The 21,661-nt window shown below is 43.5% G+C and carries 24 protein-coding genes, 1 riboswitch and 1 other annotated feature; all 24 genes read right to left on the bottom strand.

Annotated features, from left to right (window positions below; all coding sequences use genetic code 11):
* The 24 genes from H513_RS20705 to H513_RS0118440 all read right to left on the bottom strand — a co-directional run bounded on the left by H513_RS20705 (position 1) and on the right by H513_RS0118440 (position 21,622).
* Positions 1-531 (bottom strand): Spo0B domain-containing protein, encoded by a 531-nt coding sequence (locus H513_RS20705; protein ID WP_051240157.1) that lies wholly within the window; start codon positions 529-531, stop codon positions 1-3.
* 279 nt (positions 532-810) lie between these two features.
* Positions 811-1,104 carry a 50S ribosomal protein L27 gene (gene rpmA / locus H513_RS0118550; RefSeq protein ID WP_026802070.1) on the bottom strand — a complete coding sequence of 98 codons (294 nt, stop codon included), beginning with the start codon at positions 1,102-1,104 and terminating at the stop codon, positions 811-813.
* 14 nt (positions 1,105-1,118) lie between these two features.
* Positions 1,119-1,448: a ribosomal-processing cysteine protease Prp gene (locus tag H513_RS0118545; protein WP_026802069.1), complete on the bottom strand. Its 330-nt coding sequence runs from the start codon at positions 1,446-1,448 to the stop codon at positions 1,119-1,121.
* 11 nt (positions 1,449-1,459) lie between these two features.
* Complete coding sequence (gene rplU, locus H513_RS0118540; RefSeq protein WP_026802068.1) at positions 1,460-1,768, bottom strand: 50S ribosomal protein L21; 309 nt, start codon at positions 1,766-1,768, stop codon at positions 1,460-1,462.
* Between the two features lie 14 nt (positions 1,769-1,782).
* Positions 1,783-1,854 (bottom strand) — a sequence feature (ribosomal protein L21 leader region).
* Positions 1,855-1,889: 35 nt separating this feature from the next.
* Positions 1,890-3,335: an Rne/Rng family ribonuclease gene (locus H513_RS0118535; RefSeq protein WP_026802067.1), complete on the bottom strand. Its 1,446-nt coding sequence runs from the start codon at positions 3,333-3,335 to the stop codon at positions 1,890-1,892.
* Positions 3,336-3,367: 32 nt separating this feature from the next.
* Positions 3,368-4,228 carry a site-2 protease family protein gene (locus tag H513_RS0118530; RefSeq protein WP_026802066.1) on the bottom strand — a complete coding sequence of 287 codons (861 nt, stop codon included), beginning with the start codon at positions 4,226-4,228 and terminating at the stop codon, positions 3,368-3,370.
* Positions 4,215-5,009, bottom strand: coding sequence for a M23 family metallopeptidase (locus H513_RS0118525; protein WP_026802065.1), 795 nt, complete (start codon positions 5,007-5,009; stop codon positions 4,215-4,217). Before H513_RS0118525 ends, H513_RS0118530 begins: the two co-directional genes overlap by 14 nt.
* A gap of 126 nt (positions 5,010-5,135) precedes the next feature.
* Positions 5,136-5,939: a septum site-determining protein MinD gene (gene minD / locus H513_RS0118520; protein ID WP_026802064.1), complete on the bottom strand. Its 804-nt coding sequence runs from the start codon at positions 5,937-5,939 to the stop codon at positions 5,136-5,138.
* On the bottom strand, positions 5,932-6,624 hold the full coding sequence (gene minC, locus H513_RS0118515; protein WP_026802063.1) for a septum site-determining protein MinC: 693 nt from the start codon (positions 6,622-6,624) through the stop codon (positions 5,932-5,934). The genes minD and minC overlap by 8 nt, the downstream gene beginning before the upstream one ends.
* A gap of 45 nt (positions 6,625-6,669) precedes the next feature.
* Positions 6,670-7,209 (bottom strand): rod shape-determining protein MreD, encoded by a 540-nt coding sequence (mreD, locus tag H513_RS0118510; protein ID WP_026802062.1) that lies wholly within the window; start codon positions 7,207-7,209, stop codon positions 6,670-6,672.
* Positions 7,206-8,096: a rod shape-determining protein MreC gene (gene mreC / locus H513_RS0118505; protein WP_026802061.1), complete on the bottom strand. Its 891-nt coding sequence runs from the start codon at positions 8,094-8,096 to the stop codon at positions 7,206-7,208. The genes mreD and mreC overlap by 4 nt, the downstream gene beginning before the upstream one ends.
* A gap of 13 nt (positions 8,097-8,109) precedes the next feature.
* A complete protein-coding gene (locus H513_RS0118500) occupies positions 8,110-9,150 on the bottom strand; it encodes a rod shape-determining protein (protein ID WP_026802060.1) in 1,041 nt (346 codons plus the stop codon).
* 251 nt (positions 9,151-9,401) lie between these two features.
* Entirely contained in the window at positions 9,402-10,094 is a 693-nt protein-coding gene (gene radC, locus H513_RS0118495) for a RadC family protein (RefSeq protein ID WP_267879656.1), read from the bottom strand.
* Between the two features lie 28 nt (positions 10,095-10,122).
* Positions 10,123-10,710, bottom strand: a complete 588-nt coding sequence (locus H513_RS0118490) for a Maf family protein (protein WP_026802058.1) — start codon at positions 10,708-10,710, stop codon at positions 10,123-10,125.
* 218 nt (positions 10,711-10,928) lie between these two features.
* Positions 10,929-11,882, bottom strand: coding sequence for an SPOR domain-containing protein (locus H513_RS0118485; protein WP_026802057.1), 954 nt, complete (start codon positions 11,880-11,882; stop codon positions 10,929-10,931).
* 114 nt (positions 11,883-11,996) lie between these two features.
* The gene (locus H513_RS0118480) at positions 11,997-13,328 is read right to left on the bottom strand and encodes a glycosyl hydrolase family 18 protein (RefSeq protein ID WP_026802056.1); all 1,332 of its coding nucleotides are present in this window, start codon (positions 13,326-13,328) and stop codon (positions 11,997-11,999) included.
* Between the two features lie 92 nt (positions 13,329-13,420).
* Positions 13,421-14,344, bottom strand: a complete 924-nt coding sequence (locus H513_RS21055) for a hypothetical protein (RefSeq protein WP_026802055.1) — start codon at positions 14,342-14,344, stop codon at positions 13,421-13,423.
* Complete coding sequence (locus tag H513_RS0118470) at positions 14,334-14,951, bottom strand: hypothetical protein (protein WP_026802054.1); 618 nt, start codon at positions 14,949-14,951, stop codon at positions 14,334-14,336. Before H513_RS0118470 ends, H513_RS21055 begins: the two co-directional genes overlap by 11 nt.
* Before the next feature lie 16 nt (positions 14,952-14,967).
* Positions 14,968-15,951, bottom strand: coding sequence for a type IV pilus biogenesis protein PilM (pilM, locus tag H513_RS0118465; protein WP_026802053.1), 984 nt, complete (start codon positions 15,949-15,951; stop codon positions 14,968-14,970).
* Between the two features lie 14 nt (positions 15,952-15,965).
* Positions 15,966-16,724, bottom strand: coding sequence for a prepilin peptidase (locus H513_RS0118460; protein ID WP_026802052.1), 759 nt, complete (start codon positions 16,722-16,724; stop codon positions 15,966-15,968).
* A 312-nt stretch (positions 16,725-17,036) separates the two neighbouring features.
* A complete protein-coding gene (locus H513_RS20695; RefSeq protein WP_051240155.1) occupies positions 17,037-17,486 on the bottom strand; it encodes a prepilin-type N-terminal cleavage/methylation domain-containing protein in 450 nt (149 codons plus the stop codon).
* Positions 17,487-17,552: 66 nt separating this feature from the next.
* A riboswitch (cyclic di-GMP riboswitch) is annotated at positions 17,553-17,635 on the bottom strand.
* A gap of 92 nt (positions 17,636-17,727) precedes the next feature.
* A complete protein-coding gene (locus tag H513_RS0118450; RefSeq protein WP_026802051.1) occupies positions 17,728-18,936 on the bottom strand; it encodes a type II secretion system F family protein in 1,209 nt (402 codons plus the stop codon).
* Positions 18,937-19,980: a type IV pilus twitching motility protein PilT gene (locus H513_RS0118445; protein WP_026802050.1), complete on the bottom strand. Its 1,044-nt coding sequence runs from the start codon at positions 19,978-19,980 to the stop codon at positions 18,937-18,939. It abuts the gene before it with no gap.
* A 13-nt stretch (positions 19,981-19,993) separates the two neighbouring features.
* Complete coding sequence (locus H513_RS0118440; RefSeq protein ID WP_026802049.1) at positions 19,994-21,622, bottom strand: GspE/PulE family protein; 1,629 nt, start codon at positions 21,620-21,622, stop codon at positions 19,994-19,996.
* Between the last annotated feature and the right edge of the window lie 39 nt (positions 21,623-21,661).

The following is a 21,661-nucleotide window of genomic DNA, read 5'->3' as shown; positions in this document are numbered from 1 at the left end:
TCACCTCTCATTAAGGTCAAATAATATCGTGTAAGTTGTTGATTCGTCGTCGTTTCTGTAACTAGTGTAGTCGACCATGGGTAGATTCTCCAAAGGTTTCCAATCTAATTCCCTCTTAAGGAAGTCTCCTGTGAAAGAAAGAGACACACGACGCTCATCTTCTAATTGAAACATGATACTTCCTTTATACAAGGAATGTTCATTCGCATTGCTTTGAATGGTATCAAAAGCTGATTGGAGTGCTAGTGAAAGAGTGTAGTCATATGAGGAAAGATCCGCCTGCCCCTCTACCGTATAGGTAAGGCGAAACTGATCATGTAGAGTGTTAAAGCGAAGTATCCACAAGGTCACTCTGTCTGCTTTTAGGTTCATCAAATGCGACTCTTGTTGGGACTGCGTGACAATCTCGTTCACTTTTTCTTTCACCTTATCTAGCTTATCCATTGAGGCATAGCCTTTAATTAACTGAAGTTGGTTCATCCAATCATGCCGGTAATGACGCAATAGGTAAGTCACTTCATCCGCCTTCATAACTCCCGCTCCCTTACCAATCATTTAACTAAGATTATAGCAAATATACGAAGGAAAAATAAATAAACCACAATCGGTTTTCAATTTCCAGCGTTCTGTGTGGAACTGTCGTTACGAACCTTTGCAAACATTCTCATTAAATCGGTCATCTATCCGCGCTATCTATGGCAAGGCTCACGTCCCTCTACAATTCGTACAACGCTCCCTACCACAGCTTCATGAAAGGTTGAATAAAATAAAAAAGAACCCTAACCAGAAGGCTAGAGTTCTTTACCTGATTTACGCTTCTTGAGCTACAGGGTATACGCTAACTTTCTTGCGGTTACGTCCGACGCGTTCGAACTTAACCACACCGTCAACTTTAGCGAATAGTGTGTCATCGCCACCAATACCCACGTTGTTACCTGGGTAAATTTTCGTACCGCGTTGGCGGTAAAGGATTGCTCCTGCAGTAGCGAGTTGGCCGTCCGCACGTTTAGCTCCTAAACGCTTGGAAATGGAATCACGACCGTTTTTCGTGTTACCTGCACCTTTCTTCTGAGAGAAGAATTGCAAATCTAGACGAAGTAGCATGGCTTTGCACCTCCTTATTTTGAAGAGATGGTAATATATTGTCCATAGTCACGTTCAATTGTTCGCAATGAAACCCACATTCCCTCAATTAAGGTTTGAGCCTTTTCTTGAGTAGTGGCAGTAAGGTATTTCGGTAGTTCTACCAGAAGGTATCCACCTTCTCCTCCCTGCTCAATAATAGGTTCAAATTCACATAGTTCTACGATGGCGTTCACTGTTCCAAAAGAAACAGCAGACACAGCAGCGCAGACTAGATCGTAACCATAAGGACCACTCTCTGCATGTCCACTAAGCTCGAAAGCTACAATGGAATTTTCTTTGCGAGTAAATGTAACTTCAATCATCCGTTACTACCTTAACCGTTAATTTTGTTAACAGTAAGCTTCGTGTATGGTTGACGGTGACCTTGTTTACGCTTGTAGTTCTTCTTAGGCTTGTATTTGAATACAGTGATCTTCTTAGCGCGGTCTGTTTTTTCAACAGAAGCTTCTACAGAAGCACCTTCTACGTAAGGAGCGCCGACTTTCGTTTCGTCGCCACCTACTACAAGTACCTTGTCGAACTTAACGGATTCACCATCAGTAGCTTCTAGCTTCTCAACGTAGATTGTTTGACCTTCTTCTACTTTGATCTGCTTGCCACCAGTTTCAATAATAGCGTACATATACTTGCACCTCCTCTTGCACTCAGACTCGCCATGCAGGTGCCCCGAAGGACTTAAAGACCTGTTTTGAGCGGTTGTAGCACTTGGTGCTACGAGACATAACATATTGATGTTACCATTATCATAACATCCTGTCAACAGCGGAATCGCTGTAAAACGGACGTTCTTTCATGCTGTCTTTATTGCCCACATAGCGGATTCGATATGGAACATCACTTTCCCTATTATTCAGTACATAGACTTCTTTGTAAAGATGAGATTGTAATTTTTTTAAGTCTATGGAATTGTGAAATGCTTCAACTACATCAGGGCGCGCTTCATACAACATCACATCTTGGTCGTTGCGGCGATACGACCATAATTCTCGCTCCCAATCATACGCATGGGACTCTGCTGAAACAGTTGAATTCCATTCTTCGAGAAAGAGAAGGGGCAATGATACAGACTCTCGCTTCCTAGTTAACTCTAATATACCGAGCCTTGTAAACCCATACACCTCCGTACGAATTCGATCCTTTCTCAACTCCTGTTTCATGGTATGGATAACTTGTGCCCGCTCTTGTTCATTCTTCATATCAATGAAATCAATGACGATAATACCAGATAGATTTCTAAGACGAATTTGGCGGGCCGCTTCTGTAGCAGCAAGACGGTTCGTCTCAAGTGTGTTCATCCCCTTGTGAGCCGTCTTTGTCCGCTTCGCCGTATTCACATCCATGACGGTCATCGCTTCGGTGCGGTCAATGATAAGCTCTGCCCCATTCTTCAACGGAACATTCCGTTGGACAATCCGTTCACGAATAGCCGTAAATGAGATTGGCAACGATGCTTCTAATTCACTTTGAAGTACTGGTGTTGGAAATTCAGAATACTTGCTCACAATAGCTTGCTTTATTTCCGCTTCATCTACGAAGATTCCTTCTATCTCCTCAGGGCGATACCTGCTCAATAAGCGGTTTGGAATTTCGTTATCCTCGTACACGATAAATGGAGGCTTCTTGTTAGGAGTAGAAGTAATCTCCTCCCAATCCTTCCTCAGTTGTTGTAACTCATTTAACAGCGCATCTTCGTCTCTATCTTTCGCAGAGGTACGTACAATAAGTCCTTCTCCATCGCCCAACTTCTCATTAAAGATAGATGTAAGCTGTTCGCGCTCTTCTTGCTGAAACTTTCTAGACATGGCTACATATCCCCCAAACGGAAGATAGACCATATTGCGCCCAGGTAAAGTCACATTAGCTGTGACTTGAGCGCCTTTTGAATCATACGCATCTTTTGTTACTTGGACCCACAGAGCTTGACCTTCATGAACAGCCTTTTCAATGGGTAGTCCATGTTGCCGAGCTTCTGGAATCTCAGTGCGCTTTAAGAACCCAAACTTCTCTTCCCCATAATCTACGAACCCAGCGTCCAAACTTTTCTCAACGTTAATGACCCGAGCCTGATAAATGTTTCCTACAAGACTCGCTTTTGAAGGACGCTCTACAACGAGGTCTACAATGTCTCGCCCTTCTGTTACCACTGCCCACTTCTCTGTGGCAAGGGTGTGTATATACATGTGCTTCATATCTCTACTTCCTTTATGTCGATAAATACGTTCTAAGTCCCAAACCATTGAACAAGATCCGATGCTTTCGCCTGAGAACGTTTTAATGTGAAATAGGCATACATGCATTCATTCTCATCAAGCATGACGCGATTCCCATCAGACGTTGTGACATAGATTTGGTGTCGCATGCCACGCCGGAATTTCTGGAAGATTTCAGTGAGCGTCATATCAAATGGGACATACAATGGCTCTATTCCTTTCACCCGTTCTGCCCGTTCTTCATGTCGCCGCAATAAATACCGCAAAAACCCGTAATGGCGTTGTTTCCATTCTATCCAATTTTCCCACATGAGAAAAGCAATGAGGAGAACAAGATTTAACGTAAACGGAAACACAAATGTACACAAGGCTAAAGCCGTCACTAATGTGAACAAGGAACAGACTAGAACATCCTGTTGAGCTTTCGGAAATGGCTTCAGATATGAAAGCACTAAGAAAAATAGTTTCCCTCCATCCAACGGCCATATTGGGAGAAGGTTGAACAAAAGGATGACTGTATTGTAGGTATACATAGCTTGAATCAATGAATCCGTAAACACTTGGAACACACCAAGTAAAGCGATAACCCCATACATCCATACATGTTGAAGAGGACCACTAAGTACGACGAACAGCTCCTCCTTGAAAGGTCGCGAGTGATGTTCGTCTGTTTTCATGACCCCACCGAAAGGCCAAAGCATAACCGATTGAATACGCCACCGAAAAAAAAGAGCCATTCCGTAATGGCCCAATTCATGAATAAATACAATTGAAAAGATGACGACTAACTGCGCAAAGGAACCGGTCATCAATGCTACCGCAACGATGAACCACATAAGCGGATGAATGTGAAATACTTTAAGGTTGTTCATCAACCTGCATCACCTTTACTGGATCGATAAACTGATCCCCTTTTTTAATGGCAAAGTAGACGTGTTGTTGCTCTCCATTCTCACCAGCCGTTGTCTTCCCAATTGGGGTGGACTGGTCCACATTCTCGTATTGATGGACGTTAATGCTAGATAAATAGCCGTAGTAGGACTGACTCTTATCAGCATGTTGAATTATGACTGTATTATCTGTCGTTTCTGTCTTTCCAGCGAACGTGACAACGCCCTCATCTGTCGCATAAATATCTTCTTCTTGAGTTGTTTCAATGACAATCCCTTGCCCATTCATCTCGAACGTTTCGGTGATTGTTCCTGCTACAGGGAGCGCATACGTATCGGATGACTGAGCCGGGAGGGGTGCTTGAGCTTGATCATTTGGTAAGAACGTTAGCGGTTCTCCAAATTTGTCCTCGTACCAACTATTCACAGTAGCAAACTGAAAATCTTCTGTCAGCGTCCTCTCTGCCCATAATTTCGGCTTCTCAAGAAACTCCACATCAGAGCGAAAGAGTGTTGCCACTCCTAAAAACAGAACTGCTGCACAGACGGATTGAACGAGCAACGTAGACACAAGCTTCCCATCCTTTGCACGAGTTGGGTCTGGCTCCCCTGTTGTAAATGGCATATACCCATGCCTCTCTTCTTCTTGCAAGTAGGAGACGTGTGAAGGGTGAATCGTTTTCTGTTCTTCCTTGCCGTTTAGACCGCGTACTTGCTTTCGTTTCGCAATGCTTTTACGAACGTCACGAATATCCCTTTTCATAGCTTCCCCTCATCCCTTGTCCTATGCTTTGTACAAGTCTATGAAGGAACTCAAGTAGATATGCGCTACCATTCCATACAAAATAAGCTCTTATTCGGCATACACCGAACAAGAGCTTATGTTTTACTATTTCGCGCGAAGACCAAAGAAACGTTTCACTTTAGCCAACACACCTTTGTCCTCATCTAAGGATTGAAGCGGCACCGATTCTCCAAGGATTCGGCGAGCAATGTTCCGGTAAGCTACTGAAGCCTTTGTGTTGGGTTGAAACGCCACAGGCTCACCGCTATTTGAAGCACTAATCACGTGGTCGTCATCCGCTACAATTCCTAATAATTCAATAGATAAGACATTTACAATCTCATCCACATCAAGCATGTCACCATTCTGAACCATGTGGTTGCGAATTCGGTTTACAATTAAGCGAGGAGGTTCAATATGCTCCTCCTGCTCGAGAAGGCCGATAATTCGGTCCGCATCACGGACAGATGATTTCTCAGGAGTGGTCACGACAACCGCCTTGTCCGCTCCTGCTACTGCGTTTTTATACCCTTGCTCAATTCCCGCCGGACAATCTATTAATATGTAATCATAGTCCTGCTTCAGTTCTTGAACAATCGCTAACATTCCTTCTGGAGTAAGGTCTGTTTTATCACTTGTTTGGGCTGCCGGTAACAAAGTCAACTCTTCAAAACGTTTATCTTTAATGAGCGCCTGCTTCAATTTGCATCGCTCTTGGATGACATCAACAATGTCATAAATAATCCGATTTTCAAGGCCCATCACAACGTCTAAATTTCTGAGGCCGATATCTGTATCAACCAGACACACTTTTTTCCCCATTAAGGCTAAGGCAGTACCTAAATTGGCCGTTGTCGTTGTCTTTCCAACGCCACCTTTACCTGATGTGATTACAATAGACTCACCCATTTAGAATTCTCCTTTCTAACCCCTTCAAGTCAGGGCGCTTTTGCGAGAGAAGTTGCAGACGATCGATGAGAATCTTCTCTTGATGAAGGTCAACATATCCACATTCCATGTAATCCCCTTCAGGTTCTTCATCATAGTCGGGAGCTCTACTAATGTAATCTGCAATCCTAAGCTGGCTAGGTTTCATATAAGATGCTGCAATGATGGCTGAACGATTGCCGTTCACCCCTGCATGCGCAATTCCACGCAAATTCCCCATTACATAAATGTTCCCAGTTGCTACGACTCGTCCCCCGCGATTGACATCACCGACAAGGAGAAGGTCGCCCTCAACCTCCATAACCTGACCGCTTCGAACGACTTTAATGACCGGAGTGACTTCTCGGTCTTTATGCCATTCATGCGCCTCATCTTTCGTAATCACATTGGATTCAATCGAATGAATGACAAGCTTGTGGTGACCGCGAACTAAATCTCTTAGGCGATCGGCCTGCTCATCTGTTACGTAACGATTGCCAACGTGTATATTCACCGATATTAAAGGTTGGTCTTCTTCGATGTAATTACTGGATAGTTTACGGTCCAACTCTTTCATCGCTTCTTCAAAAGAGCAATGATCATCGATATGTAAACTTAAACCATCTTTTGTCCCTTTTATCGTAACAATTGGTTTTTTGTCACTCACGGAAGTTCACCTCAAACTACTCTATTTTCAAACGATGAATCGTTTTTACACCGTTTTTTTCGTTGATAAATGTTCTTCGCCCCACTCATCTAATCGTTCATAAAGAAACGGATACGCAATCAGTGCAAATACTAGATTAGCAAGCAACGTAGGGACTAAACGTACGAGTAAATAGTTTTGCCATACCATCTCTGCTTCTCCTATAAAGGAATAGAGGAGATACACGCCTGCGTCTGCTAATGTGACTGCTATCGTCACATGCAGCAACGCCACAAAGATGTTCGTATGAAGCATGCGTTTTATGCCGTGTATGATATAAATCACAATTCCATACATGAACATATAAACGCCCAGTACGTCTGTATAAACCAAATCGAATAGAAAACCAAAGATTGCAGCGTAAATCACACAAAAGTATGTGTAATCAAAATCATAAAACATGGCCATAAAGACTAGAACGATTAAAAGCCAATGCGGGGTAATAATCGTTCCAGAATCCGCCCATAACGAAGGCAGGAAATTTACTGCTGTCCCTTCTAAGATGAGCAAGATGAACAAGATTAGCGGAGCGTAGTATCGCTTCATTGTTCATCCTCTCCTTCTTGCTGTTCTCTTTCTGTACCGTCAAGCTGAGGTGAAAACAATTCACGATCGATGACAAACACAGTGCTAAAATCGTAAAGGTTCGCGAATGGTTTCACGTAGGCAGTTTGAGTTAACCCATCGTCATCCATCTCTACCTTCTCGATTGTTCCAATCGGAAGACCTTCAGGGAACACGCCACCAAGCCCAGAGCTTGTAACCTCTTCGCCTTTCTTCACTTCAGCATCGTCAGGAATGTCTTTCAATAACAAGGTTTCCGTCTGTTCATCATAGCCTTTAACAAGACCATACTGCTTCTCCTCTGACGCGATGGCTGCATGAATCAGACTGGTCATATCAAAGCCACTTACAAGCTGGACTGTTGAGGTGAAGGATGAAGCCGCTTGCACCTTTCCAACCAATCCATCTCCTGTAATCACGGCCATATTGGACTGAACACCATCTCGGGTACCTTTGTTGATGGTGATTTGCTGGTATCGATTCTCAGGACTACGAGAAACAACCGTTGCCTTTGTTGGTTCATAGTCTCGTAATGATTCTTGATAATCTAACAAACTACGAAGTTCATCTAAGTCGTTCTGCAGTTCCTGATTCTCTGCAATGAGTGCTTTATTTTCTGCGAGTCGTGCCTTTAAGATTTTGTTTTCTTCATAAACGTCCCGAATATCTTGCACATTTGTCACGATGCCACTCACCCATTGGACAGGCGTATTGAAGACGCCTTGCACCCAACCGATGGCATCACGGGTCAGTTCTTCAGGCTTTGTTACCTCATCACGGTCACGCATCGTGAAACCAATGAGAATCACTAAGACCATAAAGCTTAACAAGAGCAATACGAGACGCTTGTTCCGGAAAAACGATGGCATGTATTACACCTACTTAATCCTTGCTAGTTCGGGAAGCTACATTTGGCTGCGAGCGGAAATGATGAATGTACTCTAGTGACTTACCAGTACCAATTGCAACACAATCAAGTGGGTCTTCTGCAACGAACACAGGCATTTGAGTTTCTTCACTGATTACCGTATCTAAGTTATGAAGAAGTGCGCCACCGCCTGTCAACACAATGCCACGATCCATAATGTCCGCTGCAAGTTCAGGTGGTGTCTTCTCAAGCGTAATCTTCACAGCTTCTACGATTTGGTCGACTGTATCCTTAAAGGAAGCTGAAACTTCTTCAGATGTAATTTGAATCGTTTTCGGAAGTCCAGTCAACAAATCACGACCACGGATATCAATTTCAAGATTTTCTTCTGGTTTACCAGCTGTACCAATCTCAAGCTTAATGCTCTCAGCCGTACGTTCCCCAATCATCATATTGTACTGCTTTCGGATGTATTGGATTAAAGAATCATCCATTTCATCTCCTGCTACACGAATGGATTGACTAGTGACAATTCCACCTAGTGAAATAACCGCTACTTCTGTTGTACCTCCACCGATGTCTACCACCATACTACCAGTCGGTTCCCATACAGGCAATCCTGCTCCAATAGCGGCAGCAAATGGTTCTGCAATCGGATAGGCTTCTTTCGCTCCGGCTTGCTTCGTAGCATCAATGACAGCACGTTCTTCAACCATTGTAATTCCAGAAGGAACACATACCATCACGTTCGGTTTACGAGCAAATGCAGAACGATTCTTCTGTGCTTGTTTAATGTAATACTTCATCATTGATGCAGTCGTATCATAGTCAGCAATTACGCCATCTTTCATTGGGCGAATGACCGAAATGTTCGAAGGCGTACGTCCAATCATATTCTTTGCCGAACTACCAACGGCTTCAATATCCCCAGATTCATTATTACGGGCTACTACCGTTGGCTCGCGCACAACGACCCCTTTATCCTTTAAAAATACGAGCGTGTTCGCTGTTCCTAAATCAATCCCTAAGTCTTGTGAGAATCCTAATCGAGCCACTTCAATCTCCCTTTCTTTTATCAACGCAAGATGTATACTTTGTTATTATGTTCATTGTGAAGTGAAAAACGAACGTTAAGAAGCGCCAATACAAGAAAGAAACTCTTGCTTGGCGCTGTTAATATAATTCGTCCTATTTTATTATACGAAAAATGCTAGAAAATAGATAGTGGTACGAGAAGGCTTTTTATTAGGAGAGGATAAATTTCCTAATCCCTTCGCACGCACCTACAACGAGGGAGATTTAGCTACTAAAGATACCCCTTTTCCTTTAGGGATACAAACTTTCGATCTCCAATTACAAGATGGTCCAACACTTCAATTCCAAGCATTTTCCCACATTCCATGAGGCGCTTTGTCACAAGAATATCTTCTTGGGAGGGCGTTGGATCTCCGCTCGGATGGTTATGCGCCACGATGATGGACGCAGTTGACCGTTTAACAGCTTCTTTGAAGATTTCTCGCGGGTGTACAATGGACGCATTTAAGCTTCCAATAAAGACGGTTTGTCTATGAAGAACCTGATTCTTTGTATTGAGGAATAAACAGACGAAGTGTTCCTGATGAAGGTGACGCATCTCTTCCATAACATAATCAGCACCATCTTCAGGACTCTTAATGATGTAGCGGTCGAGGACTTTATGAGAGTGGATCCTTTTACCGAGCTCAAGGGCTGCCTTTACCATGATGGCTTTCGCATGACCAATTCCTTTAATGGCCGTCAATTCTTCAATGGTCGCATCTTTCAAAAGGGCAATCCCTTCGAAATGCGCCCATACCCGGCTTGATAACGCCATCACGGACTCATGGCGTGTGCCGCTTCCGAGCAGAATGGCAAGTAGCTCTTGGTTCGATAAATGACTTGCCCCCAAGCGAACCATCCGTTCTCTAGGACGATCTTCTTGGGGGACATGCTTTAACAACAACGGTTGTTCAGTTGACACAATGTAACCTCCTCCAATACGTTCCCTATTAAACGGAGGCAAGCGGCAAGCTTGGATAAATATCAAATGAACGAAGGGCGCGTACGACGCGTGCTAACGGAAGCCCAACCACGTTGTTATAATCTCCTTTAATTCCTTTAACAAGTACAGCGCCAGCCGTTTGAATCCCATAGCCGCCCGCCTTATCAAAAGGATCTCCAGTTTCGATGTAGAATTCAATATCTTCTTTCGTTAGAGGCCAGAACTCAACCGTTGTTTTCTCTACGATGAATTGCTCTTGCTCAGTGGAACGAAGCATAACTCCTGTGTAAACCTCATGCGTTCCTCCACTCAGTTTAAGGAGCATATCATATGCTTCACGCTTCGTTGATGGCTTTCCAAGTACCTCACCGTCAGCATAGACGACGGTATCTGCACTAATGACAACTTGGTCATCATTCTCTAAATGAAGCGCACGCCCCTTTAATTCCGCGAGCTGATGCACGAGGTCGTGAGGATTCTTTGCGCGAACTTTCGCTTCGTCAACCGGATGCGGTTGTACGTCAAATGAGAGCTGAGCTTGTTGTAGCAGTTCTTTTCTACGAATAGAAGAAGATGCTAAAATCAATTGTTTCATGTAATCATCCTTTTAATCAGTTTTGTTCGTGTAATAGGGTATGTACATCATACCTGTTTTGGAGCAAGAACCCAACGTGTGAAAAGTAAGTTTTTAACAACTTTACACAATCTTAATCCACACTTTTCATTTCGCTAGTTTAAAGGATAGGGGTTCATCAACCTCGGAACGTTGAAATCTTATAGTAGAAGAAGAGCTAATCTGCATATGGATCCAGATTAGCTCTTTTGAAGATAGGTTTCATAGCTCTTCCAAATGCCTACTAACTTCATCTGTATATCCATTAATCCTGCTTCTGTCGGATTTCCATCATAACTCTGTGAAAGAGTCGCGAGTTCTTTAAATTCATCACGTAACGGCAATGCAGCTTCCCTCGTTTCATCAGGCATACCTTGGAGCCACTTCTCAATAGAAGGATTCACACCGAGCTGTTCACTCCCCGTAGTTGCTTCTGTTACAAGGTTTGCCCACACGTTCATTCCTTCCTGCACCCAGCTACCTTCTGCTTGAGAAACAGATGCATCTACCGATGGGACGGACCATGATTTTGAATACGTCTCTACGCCTTTCGTCTTGAGTGCGTCCCCTATTTTCTGTGCCTGGTCTAAAGAGGGAGCCACACCTGCCACAAGCGTAACTTGTCCATCTTGCTGCCATGTAAGAGTCTCTACACCTTTCGAGACAAGTACTTGCTGCCATTCTTCAGCCTTTTCGACAGTCGAATACACACCGACTTGGACGATGTATCCATCTACAGCTGAAAAGGTGAAAGGTTGATTGTTCGACGTTGTTGCATATTGAGAGGCGGGAACAGCAGCCTCGCTCCGAACCCCCTCAGTGACATTCCCTCCTGCTGCACTCATTAAACGTAACATCACGACTCCGAGCACAAGTCCTATTGCGAGGGCGGAAATACCTGCAACGGCTAACTGTTTCACATAGAGTGGTATAGCAATGCTTCGCTTCTTTTTCTTTGAAGGTCGCTCAATGACTGAAATGGTTGGTGCGGACTCGTCAGAATCCTCCTGTTCTTCTTCAACAGCAGAAGCTTGCTCGGCTTGAGCTTTCTCAAACAATTTCCGGTTCGATTCTTGTTCCTTTGGGTCATCCGACCGTTCTAGATACGAGTCTTCCCCATTAATGCGTACCGAGATTTGGTTGGGCTTGTCCACACAATCCCCTCTTTTCTCCTGTGTTTCTTATAAGCTATCACACTCTATGGAAAAAAGAAGGCGACTTATGTCGGGAGGTCTACGTGTCTTTTCGTCATAACCAGCCACAATACTTTATTTTCTTCTCACGTTGAAACTCTCTTCCAAGATTGATTCAGACTGCTTCAAACTGAAATCAAGTTGCCAAGCTCCCATTCCTCCAAGGTCGTAATCTCGTACCAATTCAAACTTCGCAACGAGACTACGTGGGTCTTCAAACCACACCTCATGCGTCCGCCCCTCGCTATCCTTGTAACGAAACCAAGGTGCTTCGGCTTCTCCATCATAGTGAATGGTGCTCTCATTCTTGATATACGTAGTAATTGCGTTCTGAACGGAGTACGCCTTCGCTGTTACTTTATTAGAATCAGACACTACCCAATCATACGCATACATCGGGATCCCAAGGATCAACTTTTGTCTATTGACGACGGAAGTTGCGAAATCAAGCGTCTTCTTCACCTCTTGAATCGGTGCAATGGGACCAGACGGACCACCCGGCCAATGCCAATCGTATGTCATCAAGAACAAATAATCCGCATGCTCCCCTAATGTCTTGTAGTCATAAGCTGCATTATAAGAAGGGACAGTCGCCCCTTGCATCGGTGGTACAGCTAATGCAAGGCGCATCTTCCCAACATCAAGCCGTTCCGATAGTTCCTCTACAAACGTATTGTAGAGCTGACGATCTTCTGGGTGAATTCCTTCAAAGTCAATAACCACGCCGAAATAATCAAGCTCGTCCAACATACGATAAATATTCTCGATAAACACGGAACGAGTCGGTTCTGACATGAGCGTATGGGCTAAGTCTGGGTCGAATCCCTCCGCTGATAAATTGGTTACGGTGGCATAAGGATAGATCCCTTGATTCCACGCCTCTTTGTTCGCTCCATTTAAGTCAATATACGTAAGCTTCCCATCAGAAGAAGGCTTATAGCTAAATGTAAAAATACTGGACAAGTATTTACCAAGAGAGCGAATCATCTCTTGGTTATACGCTTTGTCTTTCGGATAGAAATATGCCCCAGTCCACACTTCATCTTTCTTTGGTTGTGGAATCTGCAACGATTGACCAGGCCTAATCACCCTTCCCTGTAGCCCGTTTACATCCACCAATTTCTGAACAGTCGTTTGGTGGATCATGGCAAGGTGATGAAGAGTATCCCCTGGACGAACATGGTATACATCACCAGGGAGAATGAGTGCTTGCCCTTCCACAAGCTTCCGTTGTTCAGGCATGCCATTGTACTCCGCTATAGCATTAGGACGCGCGCCATACACTTCTCCTATCTTATATAACGTATCGCCTTTCCTTGTCTCATAAATAATTCCCGCTTCCACATGGAACGGGACTACACCAAGAAGCAGAACGAATATAAGCGCCATCAAGACCCATTTCCTCATACTAACCCCTCCTCATTACTTGAGAATAGGATGTGAAAGGTTGCCAGTTCTCATTCATAAAAAAGAAGCTCACACATAAGCGTGTAAGCTTCTTAAGAAAGTTCTTCTATATCTTCATCGGAGTCATTACTATTCCCATCTGAATCCCCTTCATCATTCGATTGGTCTTCATTATCAGATGGGGGACGTTCAATCTCACGATCTTCATCCTCTTCTTCATTTTCATCATCAGTTGACGTGTTCCCAACAGGTACATCTGCCCCAACCGGAAGCGGATTTTCTTTACCTGCTGGAGAGGCGTAGTGATATTGTGGAAGTTCAGGTTGTAGAGCTACTAAGCTAGGTACATAGAAAGCAGATAACGTAACCTCGTATTCTAGAGGATTCTCCTCCGTGACGACATCCTGCGCTTCAAATGTAATCGCATCAATACTAACAAGTCGTGGTAATCTTTGAAGTTCCTCTAGAAATGACATGAGCTCAACAAAACTTGGAGACAGCACCTTCAACGTAAATGTTGCTTCGTGAACCCCATCAAGGACGCTTCCTCGTGAGACAGGCTCTCCTTCACTTGGTTCCTTTATAGCGTTGCTATTACTCTCTTCTAAGTCAACGTCATCTTCACTCGATTGCTCCTCATTTTGTTGGTCTTCAATAAGATCAAAGTCTTCAGCCATTAGTTCGTTATCACCAGCGTGATCATACGTTCGAATAAAACTTCCAGATACATTCTCCGCTCGTTCCATACCAATTAAGAGCTGATCCGTAACTGGAAGTACCGGAACAACGCGTTGAAGCTCTTTCGACGTCTGAAGCGATATGTCGACATCATCCTTCACCTTATCCTCCATTGTACGTAAGATCTGCTTTTCGCTCTGGAGTGTTCCGATTGAAGTTTCGATATCATCCTTTATAGGTTGAAGGATAAATGAACGCCCTACAACGAATGTCGCAATTCCGAGGAGCACGATGATGATGAGATAAAGTGTATGTACTCGTTTCCAATCAATTCTCACCTTCATCAGCCTCCTCTTCCACGTCTGTCTCCTCTTCTACTTGGAGCAACGCTCTAGACGCAACTGGATTAAGTAACATCTCAAATTCCGCAACATATCGAGGCAGAGTTTCGAAATAGTCCCCTTCCTCAACAGCCGTTGTATCAATTGTCGTCACCTGGACATCCTCAGTATATGATTTCGTCGTGAGTGCATTTGTATAGCTTGCCACATCCTGCATACCATCAAAGCGAACTTGCATCGTGAGTACATTTGGCTTCTGGAATTGGTATTCTAGAAAGAACCCTCGTTCTGGCAAGAGAGAAATCATATCTTTCAAGACAGGTACAGAAGGGATGAGTACTTGGTTTAGTTCTGACACCGTGTCCTTCAGTTCATTTCGTGACTTCTGTACATCTGTTAAGGTATCCCTTGTTAGAAGAGTCTGTTGGTCTTTTATTTGAACAATATCCTCTTGGATTTGGTTATCTTCGGCTATCAAACTATTCTTCTCGAAAGTAATGAAAAGTAAGGCAAGTCCGAGTACCAATACGCCAACTGCTATAAGAAGATAGGGCGCTATATTTGGCTTTTCTTTTTCTTCAAGAAAGTTAATATCCACCATCATGGCTAGCGTCCTCCCCTTAAGACTTCAGAGCCAAGCCAATTACATCTGTGAATGCAGTCGGAATGACTTCTTCTTCTTTAGTCATAAACTCTTGCTTAATTCCCTCTACTGGCTGCTGGAATCGCTCTTGCATTTGAGACCGTAGCACGTCCATGTTCGGCAGGTCGCCCGTTAATAGAATCTTTGTAATGCCGGCTTCTCCTTGTGTCACAGAGTAACGATAGAAATCCATAATACGCTCAATTTCTGTGAGTTGGTCATCAATAAACGCTTCATACACCTCAGGGTCCCCACTCCAGACCGAATGGTAGATAGAGGACTCTTGATGGAAATTCCATTGCTCCATATCTAATGAAGACTTCATATGTCGGATAAATCTAGGTCGATGGTTATGATAGACCGTTAGGACACACGCATCAACGTACCACTGAATCGACAACAAATGGTCATCGCCTTGCGCCCGGTCTAATTCGTAATAAAGTCGATAAAGTGACAAAGAAGATAAGTCTGCCTTTAACGGCTTTAACTTCGCATCTTTGTATATGTATTCATACGCTTTGACTTGATCATCAGGATAAGCAAACAGCAACAGCTGCCTCTCCGTGTCTCCTTCTTCCACAATGTGATAATCAAATGTCGGATTCTCAAATGGGAGATGCAAATTATCCTCAAGCCGCATATACAAATACCCTTTAATCTCATCTTCTTTTAAATCTGCAGGAACTGTGTATGGTCGGATTACAACAGCGGTATCTGGCACACAGAAATACAATTTCTTCCGCTTCCAATCATAAAGCTCTACCAGTTCCTCTACGATAGAAGATAAAGAAAGAGCATCTAGAATCTTCCCATCCTGTACAATCCCTCGCGGCAAGCGGCGCTCACCAATAAACTTTATCTGTTCAAGCTCTGGTCCATCTGCATGTAGAAAACGCAATACATGATCTTTAATCACCATGACTACTCGCTGCTTCGAAGATTTCCACGTTAACAAACTCATATTTCCGTTCCCCCTTATAGGAACCAATCCAAGTACCATCCAAGTAACTCATCACCGATGAAATAAGACGTAAGTGACCCAAGGATGATGTAAGGACCGAATGGAATTGGATTCTTTCGATCTATTATTCTGAATGCTAATAAACTTATACTTCCTATTGTCCCATATAATGTAGACAAAAAAAACGCAAGAAGGGTTAATTTCCACCCGAGAACAAGGCCAATGACACCAAATAACTTCATATCACCAGCTCCCATCCCTCCTCGACTTGCCATGATAATGACGAACAACAATAAAAAGCCAACCACAGCCCCGATCAGTGAATCATACCAAGGGGTCAGGGGTGTATAGACACGAGCTGCAAGAAGGAGTGGCAAGAAGAAAAGGAGCACCTTATCCGGGATAATCATATAGGCCATATCAGAAACGAAAATAATCGCAAAAAGCGAAATAAAAATCACGGCAACAAAAAACTCCCCTGATAAACCAAAGGAAAGATAGCTTACGGCAAACAACAAGCCAGTGGAAAGTTCAGTAACAGGATAGAGAGGACGAATTCGACTCCCACACCCCTTACACGCTCCACGTTGCAGAAGGTAGGATACAACTGGAACCAATTCAGACGCTTTGAGCGTACGGTTACAAGTCGTACAATGTGAACGGCCCTTTATGACTGACTCCCCTTTTGGTACACGGAGGCCAACGACGTTGTAAAAGGACCCGAGCGCAAGGCCGATGAAGAAAAGGTAGACCGTTAGTATAGTAGAAAGCATAGTGTCCTCCAGTGGGGAAGATTCTGATTAACTTACATTCTGTGTTTTAGATATGGATAGGTGCGCATGGAAGTTAAGTGAAGGGGGTGTGGAAAAGGTTCGCTTTCCAGTGGACGCACTCCTGAGCCTCCTCGTTCGCTTTCGCTCTCTGTGGGGTCTCAGGAGCACGTGATTCCACGGGAGTCTCACCTTTTCCCTCCCCCTAACGAGTAATGCTTACGCACCTTACACTTAAGTCATTATCTCTTAAATTAAAAATCTTGTTAGTTAAAAAGAAATCCCTCGCTGAGGAGGGATTTGCCTTGTGTTTAATTATTCGGTATCGTTATCATCTTCGCTGCCAGTTAAGTCTGCACGGCTTTGGTCTGTCATACCATCGACTCCAGCCAACGTTACTGTATAAGTCACGTTACCGTTATCATCATCTTGGGTAACTGTAACAAAGCTAGCCCCCTGATCATAAACTTCATCAGTTTCAGGGTTAACTGGAGCTTCTTCTAAGAATCCTCCTTCAACCAATTCAGTTATTGTGTATTGATCATCTCCACCATCCGGAAGGTCAGCAGCAAATGCCATTCTACCAGCATCTAAAATACTCAACGCATTCGAAGTATGAGCTTCTTCTTCCGTATTATTAATAATGCTTCCAATAGCCGGGATTGCAATCGCTGCGATAATTCCAAGGATGACAATAACTGCTAATAATTCCACTAGTGTAAAACCCTTGTTGTCTTTCAACAACTGTTTCATACGCTTAATCATGCATCTCTCTCCTTTTGAGAATTGTTTAGTTATAAAAGAACCGACCAAAATTAGAAGATAAGCAGGTCAGATTCTGGTCGGTTGCACTACTCGCTCCAGACTACCCAAGTGCCCATATACAGATAGTCCTTTATCGCTTCCGTTCGTTATGTTCTATCGGTTCTCTTAATCTATGTTTATTATAGTTAAATGATAGGTAAAAATCTACACTTAATTGGTTAAATTTGCACATTCTTCACATTTAATTAATTTGTTCGAATAGAGAGAACATCGGAATCGCAATAGATGCGACTATAGTCCCAACAATCACTGCTAATACAGCAATCATGATGGGCTCAATGAGTGTCTTTAATCGGTCGGTCGTATGGTTCAGTTCAGAATCGTAGAAATCTGCTACTTTGCCTAGCATATGGTCTAATGAACCTGTTTCTTCTCCTACTGAAATCATTTGTGTAACGAGTGGTGGGAAAATCCAATGATGCGAAAATGGCCCTGTCATTGACTCTCCACGCGCGAGTGAAGTTCTAGATTGCTTCAAGACCTTTTCAATCACTCGGTTTTCTACGATTTTTTCAGTGATTTCAACGGACTGTAGTATGGGGACAGAACTATGAAACAACGAACTAAGCGACCGGGTCATACGAACGAGAGCAGCCTTTTGCATCAGTGGACCAAAGATCGGCATACGCAACTTCAGCAGATCAACCGAATAAGCAAAGCGTTCGTTGTTCTGCTGAACATATTTAAATGCAACAATTGACACAAGAGGAACGAGTAAGAATAGCCACCAGTACACTTTGAAGAATTCTCCTAGACCAATAACGAACTGAGTGATAAGTGGCAGCTCGCCCCCCATAGAAGCGAACATATCAGTAAAACGAGGTACTACGAAACTTAGCAAGAAGATGACAATACCAATGGCAATTACCCCTACAACAAGTGGATAAGTCAAAGCGGATATGACCTTTTGACGGGTTTCATATTGCTTCTCGTAATAGACAGCCATTCGGTCTAGAATTTCATCTAGATTACCCCCAGCTTCTCCCGCTCGAACCATATTGATAAAGAGAGGAGGGAAGATTTTGCGGTGACTTTCAGCAGCGTCTGAGAACGCTTGCCCACTTTCCAAGCGTTGGGTGATATCCGCTAAGGCTTGTTGCAACCCTTTACTAGACGTTTGTTTCGAGAGGATCATATTTGATTGAAGCAAAGAAACTCCTGCCTCAATCAACGTTGAGAATTGCCTTAAATAGATAACAAACTCCTTCGGCTTAACAGGACTTCCGATCGTAATATCCTTATATAGAATGCTGTTAACCTCTTGAATTTGCGAGAGGGCGATTCCTTGTCCTTTCAGCGTTTCAATGGCTTCTTTCTTTGTACCTGCTTTTACGCGTCCTTGTCTTACTTGTCCTCTACCTGTTCTACCTTTGTACTTAAAGTATGCCATTTACATTCCTCTTTCTGCACTTAAGTAAGGGGAGGCTATTTCCTTGGTAATAATGTTTTGTTCTAATAGTGCGCGCACAGACATCTCAAGCGTATGCATCCCTTGAGAACGCGATGTTTGCATGACATTTGGTATTTGATGAATCTTTTCATTACGTATGAGGTTTTTTACAGCTGATGTATTGAGAAGAATCTCTGTAGCCGCTCGACGTCCGGCTTTATCTGCACGTTGGAATAGTCGTTGCGACACGATGCCCTGTAGTACACTTGCAAGTTGAATCCGCACTTGCGGTTGCTGGCTTGGCGGGAATACATCAATGATTCGATCAATAGTTGAAGCGGCATCTGTCGTATGTAACGTTCCTAAAACAAGGTGCCCCGTTTCTGCTGCTGTAATAGCTGTAGAGATGGTCTCTAAATCTCTCATCTCGCCAACTAGAATGACATCTGGGTCCTGCCGCAAACAAGCTCGCAATCCATTTGCAAAGTTCTCTGTATCAAACCCTATTTCACGTTGGTCAATTACTGAATAACGGTGTGAGTGTAGATACTCGATTGGGTCTTCGAGGGTAATAATGTGTCTCCGCATCGTTCGATTCATGTAATCAATCATGGAAGCAAGTGAAGTCGATTTCCCACTTCCTGTTGGCCCGGTGACAAGCACAAGACCTTGGGGCTTCTCAGCAATTTGCTTTAATGTTTCTGGTAACTGCAAGTCCTCAAGAGAAGGAATTGAGGTTGGTACAATCCTCACAGCCAACGATACGCAATTACGTTGATGGTAGGCGTTGATTCGAAAGCGAGAAACGCCTGGAATCCCGTAAGAAAAATCCACCTCACCCTTCGATTTAAATTGTTCATACAACACATCAGATAACACCGCTCGACACATTCCTTCTGTGTCATCCGGCAGGAGTTTGTTCTTCCCATATTGCTTCAGGTCCCCGTGAACTCGAAAGATTGGCGGCACACCGACCGTTAAGTGGATATCCGACGCCTTTAGTTCAAACGCGGATTTTAGTAGATGGTCAAATCTCTCTTGCATATACACATGCTCCCTAGTCAGATTTTGCTACTCGCAGCACTTCTTCAGTTGTCGTCCTTCCTTGCTTTACTTTCAACAATCCGTCGTCAATTAGAAAGATCATCCCATTCTTGAATGCATAGTGATGGATATCACTTATGGAGTGGTTGTTCATTAATAGCTTACGAATTTCATCATCAATAACAAGTAACTCTTGTATTGCCATCCGCCCTCTGTATCCTGTGTGTTGGCAACTGTTACACCCTTGACCTCTGTAGACAGTTTGAACTTGAATGCCTCGCTTCACAAAATGTTTCCGTTCCATTTCGGTGGGTTCATAGGCTGTTTTGCAGTCACGACAAATCTTTCGCACAAGTCGTTGTGCAATGATACCCGTTACAGAGGAAACAACTAGATAAGGCTCGATATCCATGTCGAAAAGCCTTGGAATCGTTGAAATCGCACTGTTCGTATGAAGGGTGCTGAAAACAAGGTGCCCTGTTAACGAAGCTCGTATTGCAATTTCTGCTGTCTCAGAATCTCGTATTTCCCCGACCATGACGATATTCGGGTCTTGACGGAGCACAGATCGAAGGCCTCTGGCAAACGTTAACCCCACTTGGTTGTTCACTTGCACTTGATTAATTCCTTCCAGCTGATATTCCACCGGATCCTCAATCGTAATAATGTTTACATCCTCTGTATTCAAATGATTCAAAGAGGCGTAAAGGGTGGACGACTTACCTGAACCCGTTGGCCCTGTAATTAAGACTAATCCGGAAGGCTGCTCAATTAAATTCATCAATTTCTTCTGATTCACTTTATTAAACCCTAAGTCGTCTAAACCATTCATAGCCTGACCTAAGTCGAGAATACGAATTACAATCTTCTCTCCATAAACAGTCGGAAGTGTAGATATTCGTAAATCTACCGGCTTCATATCAACAGTTGTCTTAATCCGCCCATCTTGAGGAAGGCGAGATTCAGTAATATTTAAGTTGGCCATAATCTTTACCCGTGCTGTCAATGAACGTTGAAAGTTCTTAGGTAATGATCGTTCTGTACGGAGTACACCATCAATTCTGTAACGTACGAACACCTTATCTTCTTGAGGGTCCATATGGATATCGCTTGCTTTTAACTGGATGCCTGTTTGGAGAATCTGGTTCATTAACCGCACAATTGGGGCATCTTCTGGATCATCTGAAACCTCGACATCTAAGTCTTCATCTTTAATATTGTAATGTTTGTTAATGGCTTGGATGATTTCATCTTTCGTTGCAATTACAGGAGTCACTTGGAACCCTGTTGAAATCTTCAAATCATCTATAGCAAAATAATCCATCGGGTCATTCATCGCAACGGTCAGAACATCCCCCTCTTTATTTATAGGAATGACCATATTGCGCTGGGCAAACTCTTTGTCCACAATATTAATAATAGTTGGGTCGATTGGGTAACGATAGAGTGAGATGCGAGGGATGTCCAACTGGACTTCGAGTACTTCAATTAATTGTTGTTCAGTTATGTAACCTTTCTCGAGCAGAACATCGCCAAGCTTCTGCCCTTCTTTCTTTGATTGCAACGCCGTCTCGATTTCTGATTCGGTAATCAAGTCCGCCTCTTTCAACAAGTCACCTAGTCGCTTTCGCTTTACCGCCATACATTCCCCTACTTTCATTCACCGTCATTTAGAATAAAA

Origin of the sequence: Pontibacillus halophilus JSM 076056 = DSM 19796, from assembly GCF_000425205.1 — a bacterium.
Lineage (GTDB): Bacteria > Bacillota > Bacilli > Bacillales > BH030062 > Pontibacillus_A > Pontibacillus_A halophilus.
The sequence above is the reverse complement of the archived record's forward strand: the minus strand, read 5'-3'. Positions and strand labels throughout refer to the sequence as shown.

Excerpts from the sequence above, each read along its gene's own strand:
- H513_RS0118460 (WP_026802052.1), bottom strand. The coding sequence starts at position 16,724 with ATGCTTTCTACTATACTAACGGTCTACCTTTTCTTCATCGGCCTTGCG.
- mreD (WP_026802062.1), bottom strand. The coding sequence starts at position 7,209 with ATGAAGCGATACTACGCTCCGCTAATCTTGTTCATCTTGCTCATCTTA.
- H513_RS0118525 (WP_026802065.1), bottom strand. The coding sequence starts at position 5,009 with ATGAAAAGGGATATTCGTGACGTTCGTAAAAGCATTGCGAAACGAAAG.
- H513_RS0118535 (WP_026802067.1), bottom strand. The coding sequence starts at position 3,335 with ATGAAGCACATGTATATACACACCCTTGCCACAGAGAAGTGGGCAGTG.
- H513_RS0118470 (WP_026802054.1), bottom strand. The coding sequence starts at position 14,951 with ATGATGGTGGATATTAACTTTCTTGAAGAAAAAGAAAAGCCAAATATA.
- H513_RS0118440 (WP_026802049.1), bottom strand. The coding sequence starts at position 21,622 with ATGGCGGTAAAGCGAAAGCGACTAGGTGACTTGTTGAAAGAGGCGGAC.
- rplU (WP_026802068.1), bottom strand. The coding sequence starts at position 1,768 with ATGTACGCTATTATTGAAACTGGTGGCAAGCAGATCAAAGTAGAAGAA.
- H513_RS0118445 (WP_026802050.1), bottom strand. The coding sequence starts at position 19,980 with ATGCAAGAGAGATTTGACCATCTACTAAAATCCGCGTTTGAACTAAAG.
- H513_RS0118545 (WP_026802069.1), bottom strand. The coding sequence starts at position 1,448 with ATGATTGAAGTTACATTTACTCGCAAAGAAAATTCCATTGTAGCTTTC.
- minD (WP_026802064.1), bottom strand. The coding sequence starts at position 5,939 with ATGGGTGAGTCTATTGTAATCACATCAGGTAAAGGTGGCGTTGGAAAG.
- H513_RS20705 (WP_051240157.1), bottom strand. The coding sequence starts at position 531 with ATGAAGGCGGATGAAGTGACTTACCTATTGCGTCATTACCGGCATGAT.
- rpmA (WP_026802070.1), bottom strand. The coding sequence starts at position 1,104 with ATGCTACTTCGTCTAGATTTGCAATTCTTCTCTCAGAAGAAAGGTGCA.
- H513_RS0118490 (WP_026802058.1), bottom strand. The coding sequence starts at position 10,710 with ATGAAACAATTGATTTTAGCATCTTCTTCTATTCGTAGAAAAGAACTG.
- pilM (WP_026802053.1), bottom strand. The coding sequence starts at position 15,951 with ATGAGTTTGTTAACGTGGAAATCTTCGAAGCAGCGAGTAGTCATGGTG.
- H513_RS0118530 (WP_026802066.1), bottom strand. The coding sequence starts at position 4,228 with ATGAACAACCTTAAAGTATTTCACATTCATCCGCTTATGTGGTTCATC.
- H513_RS0118450 (WP_026802051.1), bottom strand. The coding sequence starts at position 18,936 with ATGGCATACTTTAAGTACAAAGGTAGAACAGGTAGAGGACAAGTAAGA.
- H513_RS20695 (WP_051240155.1), bottom strand. The coding sequence starts at position 17,486 with ATGATTAAGCGTATGAAACAGTTGTTGAAAGACAACAAGGGTTTTACA.
- mreC (WP_026802061.1), bottom strand. The coding sequence starts at position 8,096 with ATGCCATCGTTTTTCCGGAACAAGCGTCTCGTATTGCTCTTGTTAAGC.
- H513_RS0118480 (WP_026802056.1), bottom strand. The coding sequence starts at position 13,328 with ATGAGGAAATGGGTCTTGATGGCGCTTATATTCGTTCTGCTTCTTGGT.